The sequence below is a fragment of the Pelagibacterium sp. genome (assembly GCF_965249125.1).
Taxonomy (GTDB): domain Bacteria; phylum Pseudomonadota; class Alphaproteobacteria; order Rhizobiales; family Devosiaceae; genus Pelagibacterium.
The window spans coordinates 403,962-421,077 of record NZ_OZ252217.1 but is presented as its reverse complement, the minus strand read 5'-3'; the positions used below and the strand labels follow the sequence as shown (position 1 = coordinate 421,077).

The 17,116-nt window shown below is 61.4% G+C and carries 16 protein-coding genes; 8 read left to right on the top strand and 8 right to left on the bottom strand.

The annotated features are described in order from the left end of the window. Nucleotides 1-23 precede the first annotated feature (23 nt). Nucleotides 24-950: an SDR family NAD(P)-dependent oxidoreductase gene (locus tag ACP148_RS02065; RefSeq protein WP_421950971.1), complete on the top strand. Its 927-nt coding sequence runs from the start codon at nucleotides 24-26 to the stop codon at nucleotides 948-950. On the opposite strand, the gene ACP148_RS02060 is transcribed toward ACP148_RS02065, so the two are convergent. Next, nucleotides 896-1,894 carry a LysR substrate-binding domain-containing protein gene (locus tag ACP148_RS02060; protein WP_425033081.1) on the bottom strand — a complete coding sequence of 333 codons (999 nt, stop codon included), beginning with the start codon at nucleotides 1,892-1,894 and terminating at the stop codon, nucleotides 896-898. The genes ACP148_RS02065 and ACP148_RS02060 overlap by 55 nt on opposite strands. Nucleotides 1,895-2,027: 133 nt before the next feature. On the opposite strand from ACP148_RS02060, the gene ACP148_RS02055 reads away from it, so the two are divergent. From ACP148_RS02055 to dxs, 4 genes are all read left to right on the top strand, one after another. Beyond that, nucleotides 2,028-3,509, top strand: a complete 1,482-nt coding sequence (locus ACP148_RS02055) for a sigma-54-dependent transcriptional regulator (protein ID WP_421950969.1) — start codon at nucleotides 2,028-2,030, stop codon at nucleotides 3,507-3,509. Nucleotides 3,510-3,651: 142 nt separating this feature from the next. Continuing rightward, entirely contained in the window at nucleotides 3,652-5,313 is a 1,662-nt protein-coding gene (locus tag ACP148_RS02050) for a L,D-transpeptidase family protein (RefSeq protein ID WP_421950968.1), read from the top strand. 230 nt (nucleotides 5,314-5,543) lie between these two features. Beyond that, nucleotides 5,544-7,169 (top strand): DUF882 domain-containing protein, encoded by a 1,626-nt coding sequence (locus tag ACP148_RS02045; protein ID WP_421950967.1) that lies wholly within the window; start codon nucleotides 5,544-5,546, stop codon nucleotides 7,167-7,169. A 96-nt stretch (nucleotides 7,170-7,265) separates the two neighbouring features. Then, a complete protein-coding gene (dxs, locus tag ACP148_RS02040; RefSeq protein ID WP_421950966.1) occupies nucleotides 7,266-9,209 on the top strand; it encodes a 1-deoxy-D-xylulose-5-phosphate synthase in 1,944 nt (647 codons plus the stop codon). A gap of 87 nt (nucleotides 9,210-9,296) precedes the next feature. Here the strand turns inward: dxs and ACP148_RS02035 are convergent, their stop codons facing one another. From ACP148_RS02035 to ACP148_RS02020, 4 genes are all read right to left on the bottom strand, one after another. Further along, nucleotides 9,297-9,482: a hypothetical protein gene (locus ACP148_RS02035; RefSeq protein WP_421950965.1), complete on the bottom strand. Its 186-nt coding sequence runs from the start codon at nucleotides 9,480-9,482 to the stop codon at nucleotides 9,297-9,299. Nucleotides 9,483-9,491: 9 nt separating this feature from the next. Then, nucleotides 9,492-10,352: a hypothetical protein gene (locus ACP148_RS02030; RefSeq protein ID WP_421950964.1), complete on the bottom strand. Its 861-nt coding sequence runs from the start codon at nucleotides 10,350-10,352 to the stop codon at nucleotides 9,492-9,494. Nucleotides 10,353-10,550: 198 nt separating this feature from the next. Next, a complete protein-coding gene (locus ACP148_RS02025) occupies nucleotides 10,551-11,522 on the bottom strand; it encodes a helix-turn-helix transcriptional regulator (protein WP_421950963.1) in 972 nt (323 codons plus the stop codon). 166 nt (nucleotides 11,523-11,688) lie between these two features. Then, nucleotides 11,689-11,970 (bottom strand): DUF2312 domain-containing protein, encoded by a 282-nt coding sequence (locus tag ACP148_RS02020; protein WP_014131671.1) that lies wholly within the window; start codon nucleotides 11,968-11,970, stop codon nucleotides 11,689-11,691. A gap of 203 nt (nucleotides 11,971-12,173) precedes the next feature. Between ACP148_RS02020 and ACP148_RS02015 the strand changes: the two genes are divergently transcribed. Next, nucleotides 12,174-12,653 (top strand): DUF1036 domain-containing protein, encoded by a 480-nt coding sequence (locus ACP148_RS02015; protein ID WP_421950962.1) that lies wholly within the window; start codon nucleotides 12,174-12,176, stop codon nucleotides 12,651-12,653. Next, on the top strand, nucleotides 12,650-14,086 hold the full coding sequence (pyk, locus tag ACP148_RS02010) for a pyruvate kinase (protein ID WP_421950961.1): 1,437 nt from the start codon (nucleotides 12,650-12,652) through the stop codon (nucleotides 14,084-14,086). Before ACP148_RS02015 ends, pyk begins: the two co-directional genes overlap by 4 nt. A gap of 129 nt (nucleotides 14,087-14,215) precedes the next feature. On the opposite strand, the gene ykgO is transcribed toward pyk, so the two are convergent. Next, nucleotides 14,216-14,341 carry a type B 50S ribosomal protein L36 gene (ykgO, locus tag ACP148_RS02005; RefSeq protein ID WP_014131674.1) on the bottom strand — a complete coding sequence of 42 codons (126 nt, stop codon included), beginning with the start codon at nucleotides 14,339-14,341 and terminating at the stop codon, nucleotides 14,216-14,218. A 243-nt stretch (nucleotides 14,342-14,584) separates the two neighbouring features. Between ykgO and ACP148_RS02000 the strand changes: the two genes are divergently transcribed. Further along, nucleotides 14,585-15,094 (top strand): response regulator, encoded by a 510-nt coding sequence (locus ACP148_RS02000; protein ID WP_421950960.1) that lies wholly within the window; start codon nucleotides 14,585-14,587, stop codon nucleotides 15,092-15,094. Between the two features lie 3 nt (nucleotides 15,095-15,097). Here the strand turns inward: ACP148_RS02000 and ACP148_RS01995 are convergent, their stop codons facing one another. Further along, entirely contained in the window at nucleotides 15,098-16,126 is a 1,029-nt protein-coding gene (locus tag ACP148_RS01995) for an ABC transporter ATP-binding protein (RefSeq protein WP_421950959.1), read from the bottom strand. Next, nucleotides 16,123-17,115, bottom strand: a complete 993-nt coding sequence (locus ACP148_RS01990; RefSeq protein WP_421951497.1) for an ABC transporter ATP-binding protein — start codon at nucleotides 17,113-17,115, stop codon at nucleotides 16,123-16,125. Before ACP148_RS01990 ends, ACP148_RS01995 begins: the two co-directional genes overlap by 4 nt. Between the last annotated feature and the right edge of the window lies 1 nt (nucleotide 17,116).

The following is a 17,116-nucleotide window of genomic DNA, read 5'->3' as shown; positions in this document are numbered from 1 at the left end:
GAAATCAATCAGGAGACTTTGCCATGCCCGAAGCACCAAAACTGTCTCGCCGTCTGTTCTTTGGTGGAGCCCTGGCCGGGGCAGGTGCGGCGGGAGCCGCCGCCGGTGCACTGGCCGCAGGCGCGCTGCGTCCGGGACCCGACATCGTCAAAGTGCCCGGCGAGCAGCGGCGGTTCGTGGGTCGATCCGTCATGATTACCGGCGCCACCTCGGGAATCGGGAGGGCAGCCGCTCTCGCCTTCGCCGCCGAGGGCGCCCGCGTCAGCTTTTGTGGGCGCCGCGAACACCTGGGAACCGGGCTCCAGGCAGAGATCGCTGCCGCCGGCGGAGACGCTGTATATATCCGTGCGGACGTGCGTGATCCCGAGTCGGTGACAAATTTTATCGACCGAAGCCTTGAGCATTTCGGTCCACCCGATATCGCTTTCAACAATGCCGGCATCAGCGCCAGCCAGCCCTTCCACGAAACGCGCCTCGAGGATTGGAACGATATCCAGGATACCAATGTGCGCGGTGTCTTTCTGTGCATGCAAGCCCAGATCCCGCTGATGCGGGAAAATGGCGGCGGCACTATTCTTGTCACCTCCTCGGCCAATGCTGAGGGAGCCCGGCCCGGCCTTGTCGCCTACAACGCATCCAAACGGGCGCTGGTCGGCCTCGTCCAGACCGCGGCGCTCGAATATGCGGCTGACAACATCCGCATCAACGCCCTGTGCCCCGGAGCCACCGATACACCGATGATCCGGCGCCAATCCGGCATGGAGAACGCGCCGGACGCCGTCTGGCAGGCTGGTGTGGGCGTCTGGGCCCAATCCAACGTCCATGCGCTCAAGCGCATAGCATCTGCCGAGGAGATGGCCCGGGCCGCTCTGTCTCTGTGCGCACCCGAAATGACTTATCTTACAGGGTCGGCCGTGTTCGTCGATGGCGGAATGACGGCCGCGCTTTGAGCGGTTCGTGCCATCACGAAGGCAATCAGGGCAGCAAGCTTGGCAAGTTTTTGCCGGCGCCCGGAATAATAGATAAAAAGGCCCGAGGTCATGGGCCAGTACGGCCCGAGAACCGGCACCAGCGCGCCCGAAGACACAAAGTGCTCTGCCAGCGGCGCGGCTGCGTGTATGAGCCCCGCACCTGCTACCCCGGCAGCAAGATTGGAGGTGGCGTCGCTGACGGTAAGACCTCCGGCGACGGTAAAATCGCGATGCTCGCCGTCTACGATCAGGTTCCATGGCTGGACGTGTCCGTCAGCACCGCGAAACCCGACACAGGCGTGACAATCGAGGTCACCGGGAGCGACAGGCTCACCACGCGATCCGATATAGGCCGGGCTGCCGTAACAGCCGATGGGGAACGGCTCGGTCAACCGGATCGCCACGGCGTCGGGATCGAGCGTTTCGCCAAACCGCACGCCAGCGTCGAACCCGTCCTGGAAGACCGGATCGAAACTGTCGCTCGCGTGCACCTCCACGTGGACGTCCGGGTACTTCGCCATGAAGGGCACCACAATGTCCGCAACAAGCTTCGGCGCAACGGCGATGGGAACGTTGAGCCTGAGCTCTCCGGACACCTCGGTCGCCAACAGTTCGATCGCACCAATGGCGTCGGCAATGCCATCAAGGGCAGGCAGGAGCGCTTGGCAGAATCGGACCCCGGCCTCGGTCAGCCCGACCTGGCGGGTGGTCCTTGCAAACAGGGCAACGCCCAAACGGTCTTCCAGCGACCGGATCGCATGGCTCATGGCAGAAGGCGAAATGCCCAACTCTCGTGCCGCAGCCCGGAAGTTTAGCGTTCTCGCAAGAACACTGAAGGCGATCAGGCCATCCAACTGGTCCTGCCGCAAGGGTTTTGGCCGCTGCATCGCCGCTCCGTAGATTCCCCGCTGTGGTGCCGACATTATCCTCATCGCCTCCGACCTTCCAGCAGGCCCACCCTTAAAACCCTGTTAATCGATCAAGCCTAGCCTGACCCAAATCGGCACACTCTCGATTCGCGTGCGCCGGCGTTTTTAGGCTGGAGTTGTGTTGCATATGCATAAGGTTCTGATCGTCGACGATGATCCGGTTCAATCTCGTCTGACCTCGGAAGTCGTCGCCAAGGCCGGGTTTACCGCACTGACAGCGGACTCCGGCGCAAAAGCCCTCGACCTGCTCCGCACAAAACCCGGCATCGGCGCCGTGATCCTCGATATGGTGATGCCCGAGATGGACGGGATGGCCGTGCTCGAGGCGCTGCGGCGCGAAACCATCGCCATCCCCGTGATCGTCCAGACTGCTCAGACCTCACTGGATACCGTCATTTCCGCCATGCGGCTTGGCGCCGTCGATTTCTTCGTCAAACCCGTGGCACCCGAGCGCATCACCATCTCGCTACGCAATGCCCTCAAGCTCGGCACCCTCGAATCCAGCCTCAAGGCCGAGCGCGCACGGCGTGACGGCAGCTTCTCGTTTGCCCACATCATCGCCAAAAGCGATGCAATGGCGCGCACCATGGCGCTGGGCAAAAAGGCCGCGGCCAGCACCATTCCCGTTTTGATCGAAGGCGAAACCGGTGTGGGCAAGGAATTGCTGGCCCGCGCCATCCAGGGTTCGGGCGACCGTTCCGGCAAGCCGTTCATTACCGTCAATTGCGGTGCCATCCCCGCAAATCTGGTGGAATCGACACTGTTCGGCCACGTCAGGGGCGCCTTTACCGGTGCAGTGTCCGACGCGGCCGGAAAATTCCGCGAAGCCCATAACGGGACGCTGTTTCTCGACGAAGTGGGAGAACTCCCCCTCGATACCCAGGTCAAGCTGCTGCGCGCCCTCCAGGAGGGCGAGATCGAACCGGTCGGCGCCACTCGTCCCATAAAGGTCAACGTACGGGTGATCTCGGCCACCAACCGGCGCCTGCTCAATCTTGCCCGCGATGGCGCGTTCCGCGAGGATCTTTTTTACCGCCTCAATGTCTTTCCCATTTACCTGCCGCCCCTTCGCGAGCGCCGCGATGACATCGCCAATCTGGTCGATCATTTCATTGCCCGCTTCGCCGCAGAAGAGGGCCGCCGGGTCACGGCGATCTCGCCCCAGGCGCTCGGTATGCTTTGTGGCTTTGACTGGCCCGGCAATATCCGTCAGCTCGAAAACGCCGTGTTCCGCGCCGTGGTGCTGGCCGAGCACCCGATACTGCGGCCCGAAGATTTTCCGCAGATCCTGGCCACCGAAAAGGGCCGCAGCGTCGCCCAGGGAGATCGTCCCGCCGGCTTTACGCCTGCAGCGCCGGTCCATATCGATAACGCTATGGGGTTGCCACGAATGCCCGACGCAACACCTGCAGCCATCCCCGATCGCTTCCTCGACGCCACCGGCAACGTGCTGCCGCTGGCCGATATCGAAAAGGACCTGATTGCCTTTGCCATCGACCACAATGCGGGGCGCATGGCGCAGGTCGCCCGGCAATTGGGCATCGGGCGTTCAACCCTTTACCGAAAGCTCAAGGAATACGGACTTGAGGGAGATGCCGATGTTGCCTGAAAGCCGCAAAGACCTCACGAACACGTTCACCAAGCCGGTACGTTGCTTGCGGGATCAAGCAAAGCCGGTAAACTTTCTCTTGTTCGCGCACAGCAAAGATTCGCCGGCAGGGCGGACGGGTGCGCCAATGGCTTGGTGCGGCATGATGAAGACTTTGAACTCAGGGCTCAAAGCGCTCCTTTTGGGGGCTCTCGCGGGCATTTCACTTCTATCTTTCAGCGCGACGGCCACCGCGTTCGAGACGGTGATGATCGACGGCGTCCAGGCGACGCGCATAATGATTGCGCCGCCGCGCAACGTGCTTGAGCAAACCATTCGCGATGGCTTGCGCGAGTCGATGACCGAGGCACGCTCCGGCCGCTCAGCCGACGACGCATCCCGGCTCTATTATTTCTACGGCGCGCGTCATTTCGAACCGCTATGGCTGACCCAAACCGATGACGGTATCGCTTTCTCCGGCGCCGCCAAGCAGGTACTGGCCGTTTTCGAGGACGCGTATCTCCAGGGCCTCAATCCGGACGATTATATGATCGATATGGCAGCGTTGGATGCGGCCTCCGGCGACCCTGCGGCGCTGGCTTCGCTTGAGACCGGATTTTCCGCCGCCATCCTCCAGTATGCCAATGACGCCTACGCCGGCCGGCTCGATCCGCGTTCGGTCTCTGGCTATATCGACGTGGCCCCCAAGAGCGTAAACGAGGCCGAACTGTTTTCGGCGGTCGCTCAGGCGAGTGATCCTGCTGCCGTGCTCTTGAGCTATCATCCGACCCATCCCGAATTTGTCGCCCTGCGCGAACTGCTGGCCAGCCATTACGCCGGCGATATCGAGGATCTCCCCCCGATCGCCGATGGCAAGCTCATTAAGCTGGGCATGACCGACCCGCGCGTTCCTGCGCTGCGGGAGCGTCTCGGCCTTGGCGCAGCACAAACCGATCCTCTCCTATACGATGCCGCTCTTGCCGGGGCGGTCGAAACGTTCCAGAACACCATCGGTTTAAACCCCGATGGCGTCGTCGGTCCGGCGACCATTGCCGCCATCAACGGGGCAAACGGCGCCACCCGCGCCGATATCGTCGCCAATATGGAACGCTGGCGCTGGATGCCCGAGGACCTCGGCGAATTCAATGTCTTCGTCAACATTCCCGAATTCCGCCTCGACGTGAACAGGGAAGGCCGTTCGGTCTGGAACACCCGGATCATCGTGGGTACGACCAAGAACCAGACGCCACTGTTTTCCGACATGATCCGCCACGTGGTCACCAACCCCTACTGGAACGTGCCATCTTCAATTCTTTCGGCCGAAATCTTCCCCCAGGTATCGCGCAATCCCAATTACATCGCCAGCCAGAACATGGAGTTGCTCTATCAGGGCCAGGCGATCGATCCCTGGATGGTGGACTGGTCGCGCGCCAGCCCGTCCATGTTCCGGGTGCGCCAGAAGCCGGGCGCGTCGAACGCCCTGGGGCAGGTGAAATTCCTTTTCCCCAATTCCCATGACGTCTATCTGCACGACACCAATGCCCGCTATCTGTTCGACCGCTCCATGCGGGCGCTCAGCCATGGCTGCGTGCGCGTTCAGGACCCGTTCGGTTTTGCCGAAGCCCTGCTCCAGTATGAGCCCAGCCTGAGCGTTGCCTCGCTCGAGGGAACGCTGGGCGGGGGCGAGCGCTGGTTCAATATGGACCGGCAGGTGCCCGTCCATCTGGCTTATTTCACTTTGAGGATCAGCCCCGATGGCACCGTGCGCTCGTTTGCCGATCTTTACGGCCACAACGCCAAAATCATTGAAATGTTGGGGCTTTAGCAGGAGAGGCATCCGGACAGGTTAAGCCTTCGGTAAGTTTCCCGCCATCCTCGCGCCGCCTTTTTCCGCTAGGCTCCATAGTTCTGGGCAAGGCACAGGGGTGGCGTACACATCCCGTTAGCGTTAACAATCTCGCATGAGTTTGTTGCTAGGGTGCCATCGAGTTTGACACAAAAACGGGCCAACCGGGCGTGACGCGTAGTAGGGCTTTCCAACCAGTCGATCGGGTAATGCGGACAATTCTGGCCGTGGCAATCGCATTGGCCAGTCTGTTGCCGTTCACCATGCCGGCTCAGGCTGCCAGCGAGCGCGAGATCTATCTCTATTACACCCACACCAAAGAAACGATCCGCATCGTCTACAAGCGCGACGGGCGCTTCATTCAGTCGGCTATTCAGACGCTGAACGTCTTTTTGCGCGACTGGCGCCGCAACGAGCCGGCCAACATGGACCCCGCGTTGTTCGATCTTTTGTGGGAAGTCTATCAGGAGAGCCGCGCCACCCAGCCCATCCACATCGTTTCGGCCTACCGCTCGCCCCAGACCAACGCCATGCTGGCTGCCAATTCGTCCGGCGTTGCCGAAAATTCCCAGCACATGAAGGGCAAGGCGATAGACTTTTTCATTCCCGGCGTGCCAATCGCCACGCTGCGCGCCCTGGGTATGCGCAAGCAGGTCGGCGGCGTGGGATATTATCCCACATCGGGCAGCCCCTTCGTCCATCTCGATACAGGTTCGGTGCGCGCCTGGCCGCGCATGACAGAAGCCCAGCTTCGCGACATTTTTCCAGATGGCCGCACAATGCATGTGGCCTCCAATGGCCGCGTGCTGTCCCAGCAGGGCTATCAGGCAGCCCAGGCCGAATGGCAGCGCTGCCATCGTGTGCCCTGCAATGCGGGCGCTGCAATGACCGGGGGGGCCGTGCAGGTAGCCGACAGCGATCGTCCCCGCACGCTCTGGGACATGATTACCGGTGGCAATGAAAACAGCGCTGCGCCACAGCCCGCCCCGCAGGCTGTGGCTTCGGCACCGACCCGGCCCGCATCATCTCAAGCTGCGGCTGCGACGGCAGCGCCCGTCCAGCTTGCCAGCATCGAACCGCCCGCTCCGCCAGTCCGCCCGGCCGATCTGATCGCCGGCACCATGGTTGCCGATGCGCCCGCGCCTCAGACCATCCCCTTCCAGGTGATCGATGCCGCCGAAATGACCCGACAGGTCGCCATGGCCGATACGTCCGCAACGCTTGAAGACGCGCCCCTGCCCCCTTCCATGTCGCGGGCCATGGCTGAGTTGCGCGCATCAACTCCCTCGGCATACGCACCCTCGGGTGGCGGTACCTTTGACGTGGCCAATGTCCAGGATGCACCCACGCCCCAGCCGCGCCCCCGGTTTACTCCTGCCGTGGCCGCCTCGGTGGCCCCCTCAGCCCCGCTCCCAACGGCCGAACTCCCGATGCGCCCCAGCTTTGGCGATGCCATCGAGGCTGCCTCGCTCGACCCGGCCTCCGAACTTGACGCCTTCGCCTCGCTGTTTGAGGGCGCCGTCATGCCGGGCACAGAGGTCACGGCATCCACCGAACTCGACGCCGCCACGGCCAATGCCATGGCCAGCCTCACCGTCGATGCCGGAACGCTCTTTGCGCCGCAGCTGACAGCCAGCGATGCGACACTACTGACATCGGCGACCCTATCGAGCAGCCAGTTCGCCTTCGACGGCGCCGCCGATGCCACGGGGGCAGGAAGCGACGACGTAACGCTTGCGAACGGCTTTACCCGTACGGCCTCGCTTGGCCATTCGAGCTCGCAATTCACGCAGGGCCAAACCATCTGGGTTCATTACGACAGCCGGGCCAACTGACACAGTCTTGTCCTCTTTGGTTGCCAAAACGGCGCCGGCTGACTACATCAGGTCAGCATGGTGATGCCGTCTGAAGTCAGTCATAAGGCCAACTAAGTGTCCGACAAACCCGCCACTCCGCTGCTCGATACGATCGCGTCTCCAGCCGATCTCAAGGGATTGAAGCGCGAGCAGTTGATCGAGCTTGCCAACGAGTTGCGGGCCGAGGTGATCGATGCGGTTTCGGTCACCGGCGGTCATCTGGGCGCCGGTCTTGGTGTTGTCGAACTCACCGTGGCCCTGCATCATATTTTCGATACGCCCAACGACCGCATCATCTTCGACGTCGGCCATCAGGCTTACCCGCACAAGGTTCTCACCGGCCGTCGCGATCGCATCCGCAGCCTGCGCCAGAAGGACGGTCTCTCGGGCTTCACCAAGCGCGGCGAGAGCGAATATGACCCGTTCGGCGCCGGCCATTCATCGACATCGATCTCGGCCGGTCTCGGCATGGCCGTGGGCTCGGCCCTCAAGGGCGAGAAACGCAATGTGGTCGCCGTTATCGGCGACGGCGCCATTTCCGCCGGCATGGCCTATGAAGCCATGAACAATGCCGGTGCCATGGATGCGCGCCTCATCGTCATATTAAACGACAACGACATGTCCATCGCGCCCCCGACCGGGGCGATGAGCGCCTACCTCGCCAAGCTGGTCTCCGGCCCCGCCTATCGCGGGCTGCGCGATGCCGCAAAGCAGTTCGTCGACAGCGTCATGCCCCCCTTCATCAAAGACAAGGCGCGCAAGACCGAGGAATATGCCCGCGGTTTCTGGACCGGCGGCACGCTGTTCGAGGAGTTGGGCTTTTATTATGTCGGCCCCATCGACGGCCACAATCTCGATCATCTGCTGCCCGTGCTGCGCAATGTGCGCGATGCCGAAACCGGCCCGATCCTTGTCCACGTCGTGACGCAAAAGGGCAAGGGCTACGCTCCTGCCGAAGAGTCCGCGGACAAATATCACGGCGTCTCGAAGTTCAACGTCATCACCGGCGCGCAGGCCAAGGCGCCTTCAAATGCGCCATCTTACACCTCGGTATTTGCCGAGAGCCTGATCGCCGAGGCGAAAAAGGACGAAGCCATTGTGGCGATCACGGCCGCTATGCCGGGCGGCACCGGCATAGACAAGTTTTCAAAACAGTTCCCCGAGCGCAGCTTCGATGTGGGTATCGCCGAACAGCACGCCGTGACCTTTGCCGCCGGGCTGGCGACCGAAGGTCTCAAACCCTTCTGCACAATCTATTCGACCTTTCTCCAGCGCGCCTATGACCAGGTCATCCACGATGTGGCGATCCAGAAACTGCCTGTGCGCTTTCCCATCGACAGGGCCGGCTATGTCGGCGCCGATGGCCCGACCCATGCGGGCGCGTTCGACATCGCCTATCTCGCCACCCTGCCTTCAATGGTGGTGATGGCTGCCGGCGACGAAGCCGAATTGCGCCACATGGTGGCGACCGCTGCTGCCTATGATGAGGGTCCCATAGCATTCCGGTATCCGCGCGGTGAAGGTGTCGGCGTGGAAATGCCCGAGACCGGTGTCCCGCTCACCATTGGCAAGGGCCGCGTCCTCAAGGAAGGCACGACCATCGCGCTGCTGTCGTTGGGGACGCGCCTTGCCGAATGTATGGCCGCCGCCGAAACGCTCGGTGCATACGGCTTTTCAACGACGGTTGCCGATGCCCGCTTTGCCAAGCCGCTCGACGAGGATCTGCTTGCACGCCTCGCCCGCGATCACGCTGTGCTCATAACCGTAGAAGAAGGTGCCATGGGCGGTTTTGGATCGCATGTCGCAACCCGCATGGCCCAGCTTGGCCTGCTCGACAGCGGTTTGAAATTCCGACCGATCGTCATGCCCGACCGCTATATTGAACAGGCTGGTCAAGGCGATATGTACGCGCAGGCCGGTCTCGATCGGTTCGGCATCGTCGCAACCGCATTGACGGCGATCGGCGCAAAGGAGCCCGCCTTTCGCGGTCTTCAGGCGCCTGGAACGACCGGGCTCTGACACCCCGGTGCATCACGCCCGTCATGGCAAAGAAATGGGGCGCCTGGGCGCCCCGGAAAATCTGTCGGAACCTGCGGCGGGCGCCGCTTACGTCCCGGTGCGAAATCCCGATTGCGCCAGATATTGCTGATAGAGCCGCGCCATTTCCGCGGCACTGAGATCTTCATCCAATCGCTGGTAGTAGGATTGTTCCGACATGACCGGCGGGCGCCCCATGCACGGAATGAACAGCACAAATGCCAGTGCCAGTTTGCGTCTCGTAGCGTCCTTCATAACGACCCCCTAAAACCGTGTCCTGATCCCGATCTGGCCGAGCACCGAGCCGGTGCGCGTGCCGCCGGCAACAATGCTGCCGCGTCCATAAATATCGATGTTGTCGGCGACCTCGTGAGAAATGCCGAGCGAAACAAGCCCGTACATGCGATCGGGCGGATTTTCGGCTTCCAGCTGCTGAGCGACGATCAGATTGACCAGGCTGATGTCGGCGTCCAGTGTGGTGGCGTCCGTCAAATCGTAAAAGGCCGACAAAGAAAGACGATTTTCCAGTGTACGCGCCGAGCTTTCGTCGACCGAGTTGAGCGGATCGTAATCGGCGTGGGTGTACCCGAAAGTCAACCGATCGCTCAGCCTGACGGTCATCCCCTCGCTCTGGTACAGCACATATCCAAGACCCAGGCTCGCGAAATAGGTCTGCAGATTGGTGATCGATGGCACCGCCCCCCCATTGAAGGTCAGCTCGTTGCGGCCAATGCTTATGCCGGCCCCCGCCGTCAGATCTATCTTTTCCGTGAGCGCATAGCTGGCAAAGACATCCGCTCCCACGGCTCGGCCCGTGGTATCGATCGTCGCGAATGGATTTGTGGTTGACCCCGATATTCCGTTCACGGTCACGGACGGGACAATAACCGAATTGAGCGGAGCGGCCACGACAATGGCTCCGACCCGCAGGCCGATGTTGCGCGAGCTGACCGGATGGGAAACGCTGTTGTCCTGCGAAATGCTGGAAAAATTGAGCTCCGAGAACACCCCGTAGAGTTCGAACGCCTGAGCGGGTTCCATCTCCTGAGTCGCAAGATAAACCGAACTGTCCTGCGCAATTGCCGGCGACGCCAAAAAGCCGAGCGCCATGCCAGCCAATGCCACTGACAGACCACCACAAGCGCCGCGCCGAAGACTGTGTCCTGGCCCGTTTGAACCAATCTTCATCAAATACCCCCCTTGCGAGATCCCTCGTGTCGTCGGAGGGAACCATAGAGGAGGAGCGCCGTGCAGTGCGTCTCAATCATATGCAGATCGTCTAAATCCAGCCCGTGCTGACACGCTGGCGCCACTCCGAGACGATCAGGGAGCGGATCGATTCCGATAGTGCAGCGGCGCTATCCCGAAATGGCCCTTGAACGCCCGGGTGAATGCGGACGCGCTGCGATAGCCGCACTTATAGGCGATCTGATCGATGGTTTCGGGTCGCGGCGCAACGATAATGTTGGAGGCGTGTTCCATTCGGTATTTCCGGATTGTTTGGCCCACGGTCTCGCCGCACCGTTCAAACTCGCGGAAAAGTCGGGCGCGCGAGCAGCCCATGGCCTGGGCGATTGTCGCCGCGGTCATGTTCGGATCGCTGAAATTGGCAGCGATAAGACGCACAGCAGCTCCAAACAAAGCGCCACCGGCTTCCGGCTCGTTGGCTCGGGCGTCCCCCGCCCCCGCGACAGCGCCCAGCGCAATATCGACAAGACCGCGCATGACCAGCCTCGCTTCATCGGCCTTAAGAAAATCGGCTTCGCGCGCGAAGTTGGCCATCTGGGCCGCGAGCATGCGCGCCATGCCTGAACTCTTAAGGGTAAACACGCCTCGATCGGGAAAATCGATGTCCGCATCAAGCGCATTCAAGGCGAAGGCTCGTGGAATGACCAGGCACAACTGAACGTGCCTTTGCGACCGGGTGGTGACCGGGCGGGTGCCGTCGACCACCGTGATCCCGGATAGCGGAGAAATCTCCATTTCCTCGCCATCGGCCCCCACAATTTTTGCCCCGCCGGCAATTGCCTGGCTTATGAGCAAAAACTCGCCGTCGGGTTTTGCGAAATCGGCAATCGTGTCGCCGTTGCGCGCCAGCGAGAAGGTTGCACCCTCCTCACTGTTGAAATAGCGCATGTGGCCGTCGAAATTGCGAGCCTGCCCAAGATCGCCTGGCCTAAGCGCGACACGAGAAAACTGGCTCTGCCAATAATCAAACCTGTCCCGCTTGCGCACCGCCCGCGTCGAAACGGCGCGGAATGCACTTCGGCTGGTGTCGCGCTGGCTTGCAACCAATATCGATCCCCTCGGAGCATGCGATAGCCGACTATTGGCTCAAGTTTGCCCTGAAACTCCAAAAGGTGCAAACGCAGGGCCCAAACATCCAATCGTGCCTAGGGCAATCGCCATTTCACGCAAATATGCGCGCGGCATTTTTTTTGGTCCGCAACCGCCGGGCGTCTTATTCGGCAGCCTCGTCATACTCGGCTTGCGAGCCTGCGTCGGCCATGCCGAGCGCATGCATATACAGATCGAGGATCGCTTCCTGTTCCGCGCGCTCATTGCGATCCTGCTTGCGAATGCGCACGATCTGCCGCATCACCTTGGTGTCAAAGCCCGACCCCTTGGCCTCGGCATAGACTTCCTTGATATCGTCGGCGATAGCCTTCTTTTCTTCTTCCAGCCGTTCGATGCGTTCGATGAAGGCGCGCAACTGGTCGCGCGCGATGCCGTGGTCAGCCATGAATCAGTCTTTCCGCAAAGAAATTGTTTGAGCGCCCTATCAATCCCATTGGCAAGGCGACTTCAAGCCGTCCGATGCAAATCCCACAAGCAAGGCGCGACACCGCACTGAATCGTCGCCTCGCTGCCGCCCTTCTCTCGATGCTATAATCGGGTAATAGCTTCCACCCATTGACATATCCGGACCCCTTGCCCAGAAACACCATGGCTTTCATTTTCCATATGCGACCCAACGCCGTGCAATCGTTTTTCCGCACTCTCTTGATCGCTGCCATCACGCTGCTCCCGGCATCCGTCGCGCTGCCGCGGCCCGCCCTTGCCGATCTGCGCGTGTGCAACCAGACCTCGAGCACCATTTCCATAGCCTTCGGCTACCGCGCCGAATCAGGCTGGCAATCGGAAGGCTGGTGGGTGGCCGGCGCCGATGCCTGCGCCATCGTGTACCAGGGGGACCTGACGTCACGATATTATTACCTCTATGCCGTAGACGATCTCGCCGGCGGCGCCTGGGATGGCTCGGTTTTCATGTGCACCCAGGATTCGAGCTTCACCATTTTCGGTGTCGAGGACTGTCTGGCCCGTGGCTATGAGCGCACGGGCTTTTTTGAGATCGACACCCAGGGCCGCACCGATTGGACCATGCAATTGACCGAAAACAATTCAAACAGTCTGGATCCTCAATGAAAAGATCGCGCCGCGTAAAGATCCTCGCCACGCTCGGGCCGGCCTCCAACGACCCCAAGGTCATCGAGGAACTCGTCCGCGCAGGGGCAGACGTTTTCCGCATCAACATGAGTCACGCGAGCCATGACGTGATGCGCGACACTGTGGCTAAAATTCGCGCCGTCGAGCGCACTGTACGCTACCCCATCGGCATTCTCGTCGATCTTCAAGGCCCCAAGCTGCGCATCGGCACCTTCGCCGAAGGCTCGGTCATGCTGGCCAAGGGCGAAACCTTCACCCTCGACACCTCCGACGCCCCCGGCGACAAGACGCGCATCCATTTGCCCCATCCCGAGATCTTCTCCTCGGTCAAGACCGGCGATCGACTGCTGCTCGACGATGGCAAGATTGAGTTGCGCATCTCGGCCATCTCGCCCGAAGCGATCAACACCACTGTCGTTTACGGCGGCAAGCTCTCCGACAAAAAGGGCGTCTCGCTGCCCGATACCATCCTCTCGGTAGGCGTGTTGACCGAAAAGGACCGCGCCGATCTTCAGGCGGCACTTGGCGAGGAAATCGACTGGATAGCCCTTTCTTTTGTCCAGCGCCCCGAAGACATGATCGAAGTGCGCAAGCTCGTTCAGGGCCGCGCCGGGGTGCTCGCCAAGATCGAAAAGCCCCAGGCCATCGATCGCCTCGAAGAGATCATCCGGCTTTCCGACGCCATCATGGTAGCGCGTGGCGATCTGGGCGTGGAAATGCCGCTTGAAACCGTGCCCGGCACCCAAAAGCGCATCACCCGCATGTGCCGTCGCCTCGGTAAGCCGGTAGTCATCGCCACCCAGATGCTCGAATCCATGATCACCGCGCCCGTCCCCACCCGCGCCGAGGTTTCCGACGTCTCAATCGCCGTTTTCGAGGGCGCCGATGCCGTTATGCTGTCGGCCGAAAGCGCCTCGGGTTCCTACCCGGTGCAGGCCGTCACCACGATGAACAACATCGCTGAAGCCGTCGAGCAGGACCCGCTCTATCCGGGCATTATCCGCTCCCAGGCAACCGAGCCCGAAGCGACAGCCGCCGACGCCATTTCGGCCGCCACCCGACAGGTGGCCGAAACGCTCGATCTGGCGGCCATCGTAACCTACACCTCGTCGGGCTCCACGGGCATCCGCGCCAGCCGCGAACGGCCGTCCAAGCCCATCATCGCGCTGTCACCCAAACTGACCACGGTGCGCCGCCTTTCGATCGTCTGGGGCCTGCACTGTGTGCAGACCGAAGACGCAATCTCGCTCGACGACATGGTCGATCGCGCCTGCTCGATTGCCTATGTCGAGGGCCTTGCCCGTCCCGGCGATCGCGTGGCGATCACCGCAGGCGTGCCGTTGGGCACACCCGGCGCCACCAACATGCTGCGCATCGCATTTGTCGGCCAGGACGGCGCCGGCGGCTCCTGACGCGCCCTTGAACGCTATTAAAAAGGCCGGGGTTCTCCCCGGCCTTTTTGTTGCGCGGTCCACAAAACAAAGCGGGGCTCGCAAACCTGCAAACCCCGCTTCGAAATTCAAAGGATCGAAAAGCGCCGATCAGCCCTGGCGGGCCTTCATGCGCTTGTTGACCTTGTTGATGATGTAGACGCGGCCACGACGGCGAACCAGCTTGTTGTCCCGGTGACGGGTCATGAGCGCCTTGAGCGAATTGCGGATTTTCATTTTAACCTCAGACAATAAGAGATCTGCGGAGCTCAAGGCACCGCTTCGGAGCGTTTCCAGGACAAGTGTTCGCCACTTGTCCGGCTTGGAAACGCGACCAACTAACGACCGGGATCGCTCCAGCAATGCTGAAGCGATCCCAAAGTTGGCCGGAACATAGGGGCAAAGGTATCGACTGTCAACGCGAGTCGCTGGGCAACCCCGACATTTTGCGCAGACCTCGCATTGGTGTAGGTTAGACCCATGAGCACGACGCTTCCGCCACGCCTTTCTGTTTTGATTGCCACCGCCAATGGAGAGCTTTCCAGCACGCTTGCCGCCATGTTGCGCCGGCTGGGACTGACCAACACGCGTGTGGCACGCGACAGTGCCGAGGTCTTCCGCCTTTTGAGCCAATCGCCCTACGACGCCATGATCATCGACAACGCAATCGGCCCCGAGGATGGAATAGCCGTAACACGCCGTGTTCGTCTCAACGCCGCCGCTCCCCATCGCGGCATGGCTGTCGTTATGGTTTCAGGCGACATGCCGCCCGAACAGGGCCGGGAGGCTCAGGACGCCGGAATCGATGAGTTCGTCCGCCTACCCGCCACAGCTCAGATTCTCGCCTCCCGGCTCGAATCCGCCATTGCCACCCCACGACCTTTCGTGGTTGCCCCCGATTATGCAGGTCCCGACCGCCGGCGCCAGGAAGAACCTATCGACGGCGAGGACCGGCGCGCGCCGATCAACCGGTCACCGAAGGCACCGTAGCGATCAGCTCGGCGCCCGGGTGCGCTTGCCCACCGGATCGGCCAGGATTTCCTCCCAGCGAATGCACGACACGTCCGAACCATTGTCGGTAGCCTCGAGCGGGGGGACAACCTGTGCGCACCGATCGACGGCGTAAGGACACCGCGTCCGGAAATAACACCCGGACGGCGGATTGATGGGCGACGGAATTTCTCCCTCCAACCCTTCGATCTGGTGCCCGCGCGCCAGCTTGGGATCCGCAATCGGAACCGCTGTCAGCAGCGCCCGGCTATAGGGATGACGCGGATCGGTATAAAGGGTCTCGCTGTCGGCCAGTTCGGCAATGCGGCCCAGATACAGCACAAGAATGCGATCTGACACGTGCCGCACCACGGAAAGGTCGTGACTGATAAAGATAAGCGTCAGCCCGAATTCTTCCTTGAGGTCGGCCAAAAGATTGAGAATCTGTGCCTGGATCGAGACGTCGAGCGCCGAGACAGGCTCATCGCACAGGATCAGCTTGGGGCCCGTCACCAGCGCACGGGCGATGCCGATACGCTGCGCCTGCCCGCCTGAGAACTCGTGAGGGTAGCGGTTGACCATTTCGGGCAGCAGGCCCACGGCATCCATCACCTCGCGAACGCGCTTGCGGCGTTGCTCACCGTTCATCTCCGGCTTGAGCGTCCGAAGCGGGTCGGCGATGATCTCGCCCACGGTCATGCGAGGATTGAGCGAGGCGAGCGGGTCCTGGAAGATGATCTGGAGGTCGGTGCGCGCCTTGCGCATCTGGTCCTTGGAAAATTCCGTCAGATCCTTACCCAGCCAGACCACCTTGCCGTCATCGGGCTGGATGAGCTGCAGGATGCAGCGCCCCAGCGTGGATTTCCCGCACCCCGATTCACCCACAATCCCGACGGTCTCGCCGCGTTTTACGGAGAAACTGACATCGTCGACCGCAGTCAGCATCAGCGGCTTGTTGAAGAACCCGTTGGCAATCGCGAAGCGTTTGGTGAGGTGTTCGACGTTGAGCAATATTGGCGTTTGATCGTTCATTTGACCGCCAATTCCTTTTCCATGTCCGCTTCTGTCATTTCGCCCTCGTAGAAGCAGGCGCTGAGCCTGTCATGCTCGCGCACGATCAGCTGCGGCCGCTCCTTGATGCACCGGTCGAACCGGTACGGGCATCGCGGGTTGAAGGCACAGCCGGGTGGAAGATTCGTGAGGTTGGGCGGCAGCCCCCTGATCGGCGCCAGCCGGTCTTTGCCCTCTTTCAAATGGGGCGTCGAATGCAAAAGCCCGAACGTATAGGGATGGCGCGGATCGTAAAACAGGCCCTCGACGGGCCCCTGCTCGACGACGCGCCCGGCATACATCACCATCATTTCATCGGCCAGACCGGCCACCACGCCCAGATCGTGGGTGATGATGATGAGCGCTGTGTTGAACTTGTCGGTCAACTCCTCGAACAGCTTGAGCATTTGCGCCTGCACCGTCACGTCGAGCGCCGTGGTCGGCTCGTCCGCGATCAGTACCTTGGGATCGCAAAGGAGCGCCATGGCGATCATCACGCGCTGGCGCTGCCCGCCAGAAAGCTCGTGCGGATAGCGGCGAAGGATGCGCCTTGGATCGGGAAGATGCACCGTCCTGAGCATCTCCTCGGATCTGTCCATCGCCTCGGCGCGCTTCATGCGCTTGTGGAACATGAGCACTTCGGTCATCTGGTCCGCGATGCTCAGATACGGATTGAGCGAGGTCATCGGATCCTGGAAGATCATAGCCATGTCGCGGCCGCGGATCTTGTTGAGATCCTTGGGCTTCATGCCGATCAGTTCCTGGCCATCGAGCTTGACCGACCCCTCGACCTCGCCATTTCCCGCCAGAAGCCCCATGGCGGCCATCACCGTCTGGCTCTTGCCCGACCCCGATTCCCCAACGATGGCCAGCGTCTGTCCCGGCCCGATGGAAAAGTTCATCTTGTTGACGGCCCGTACGGTGCCGTCGGGCGTTTTGAACGACACCGAGAGGTCGGTGACTTCAAGCATA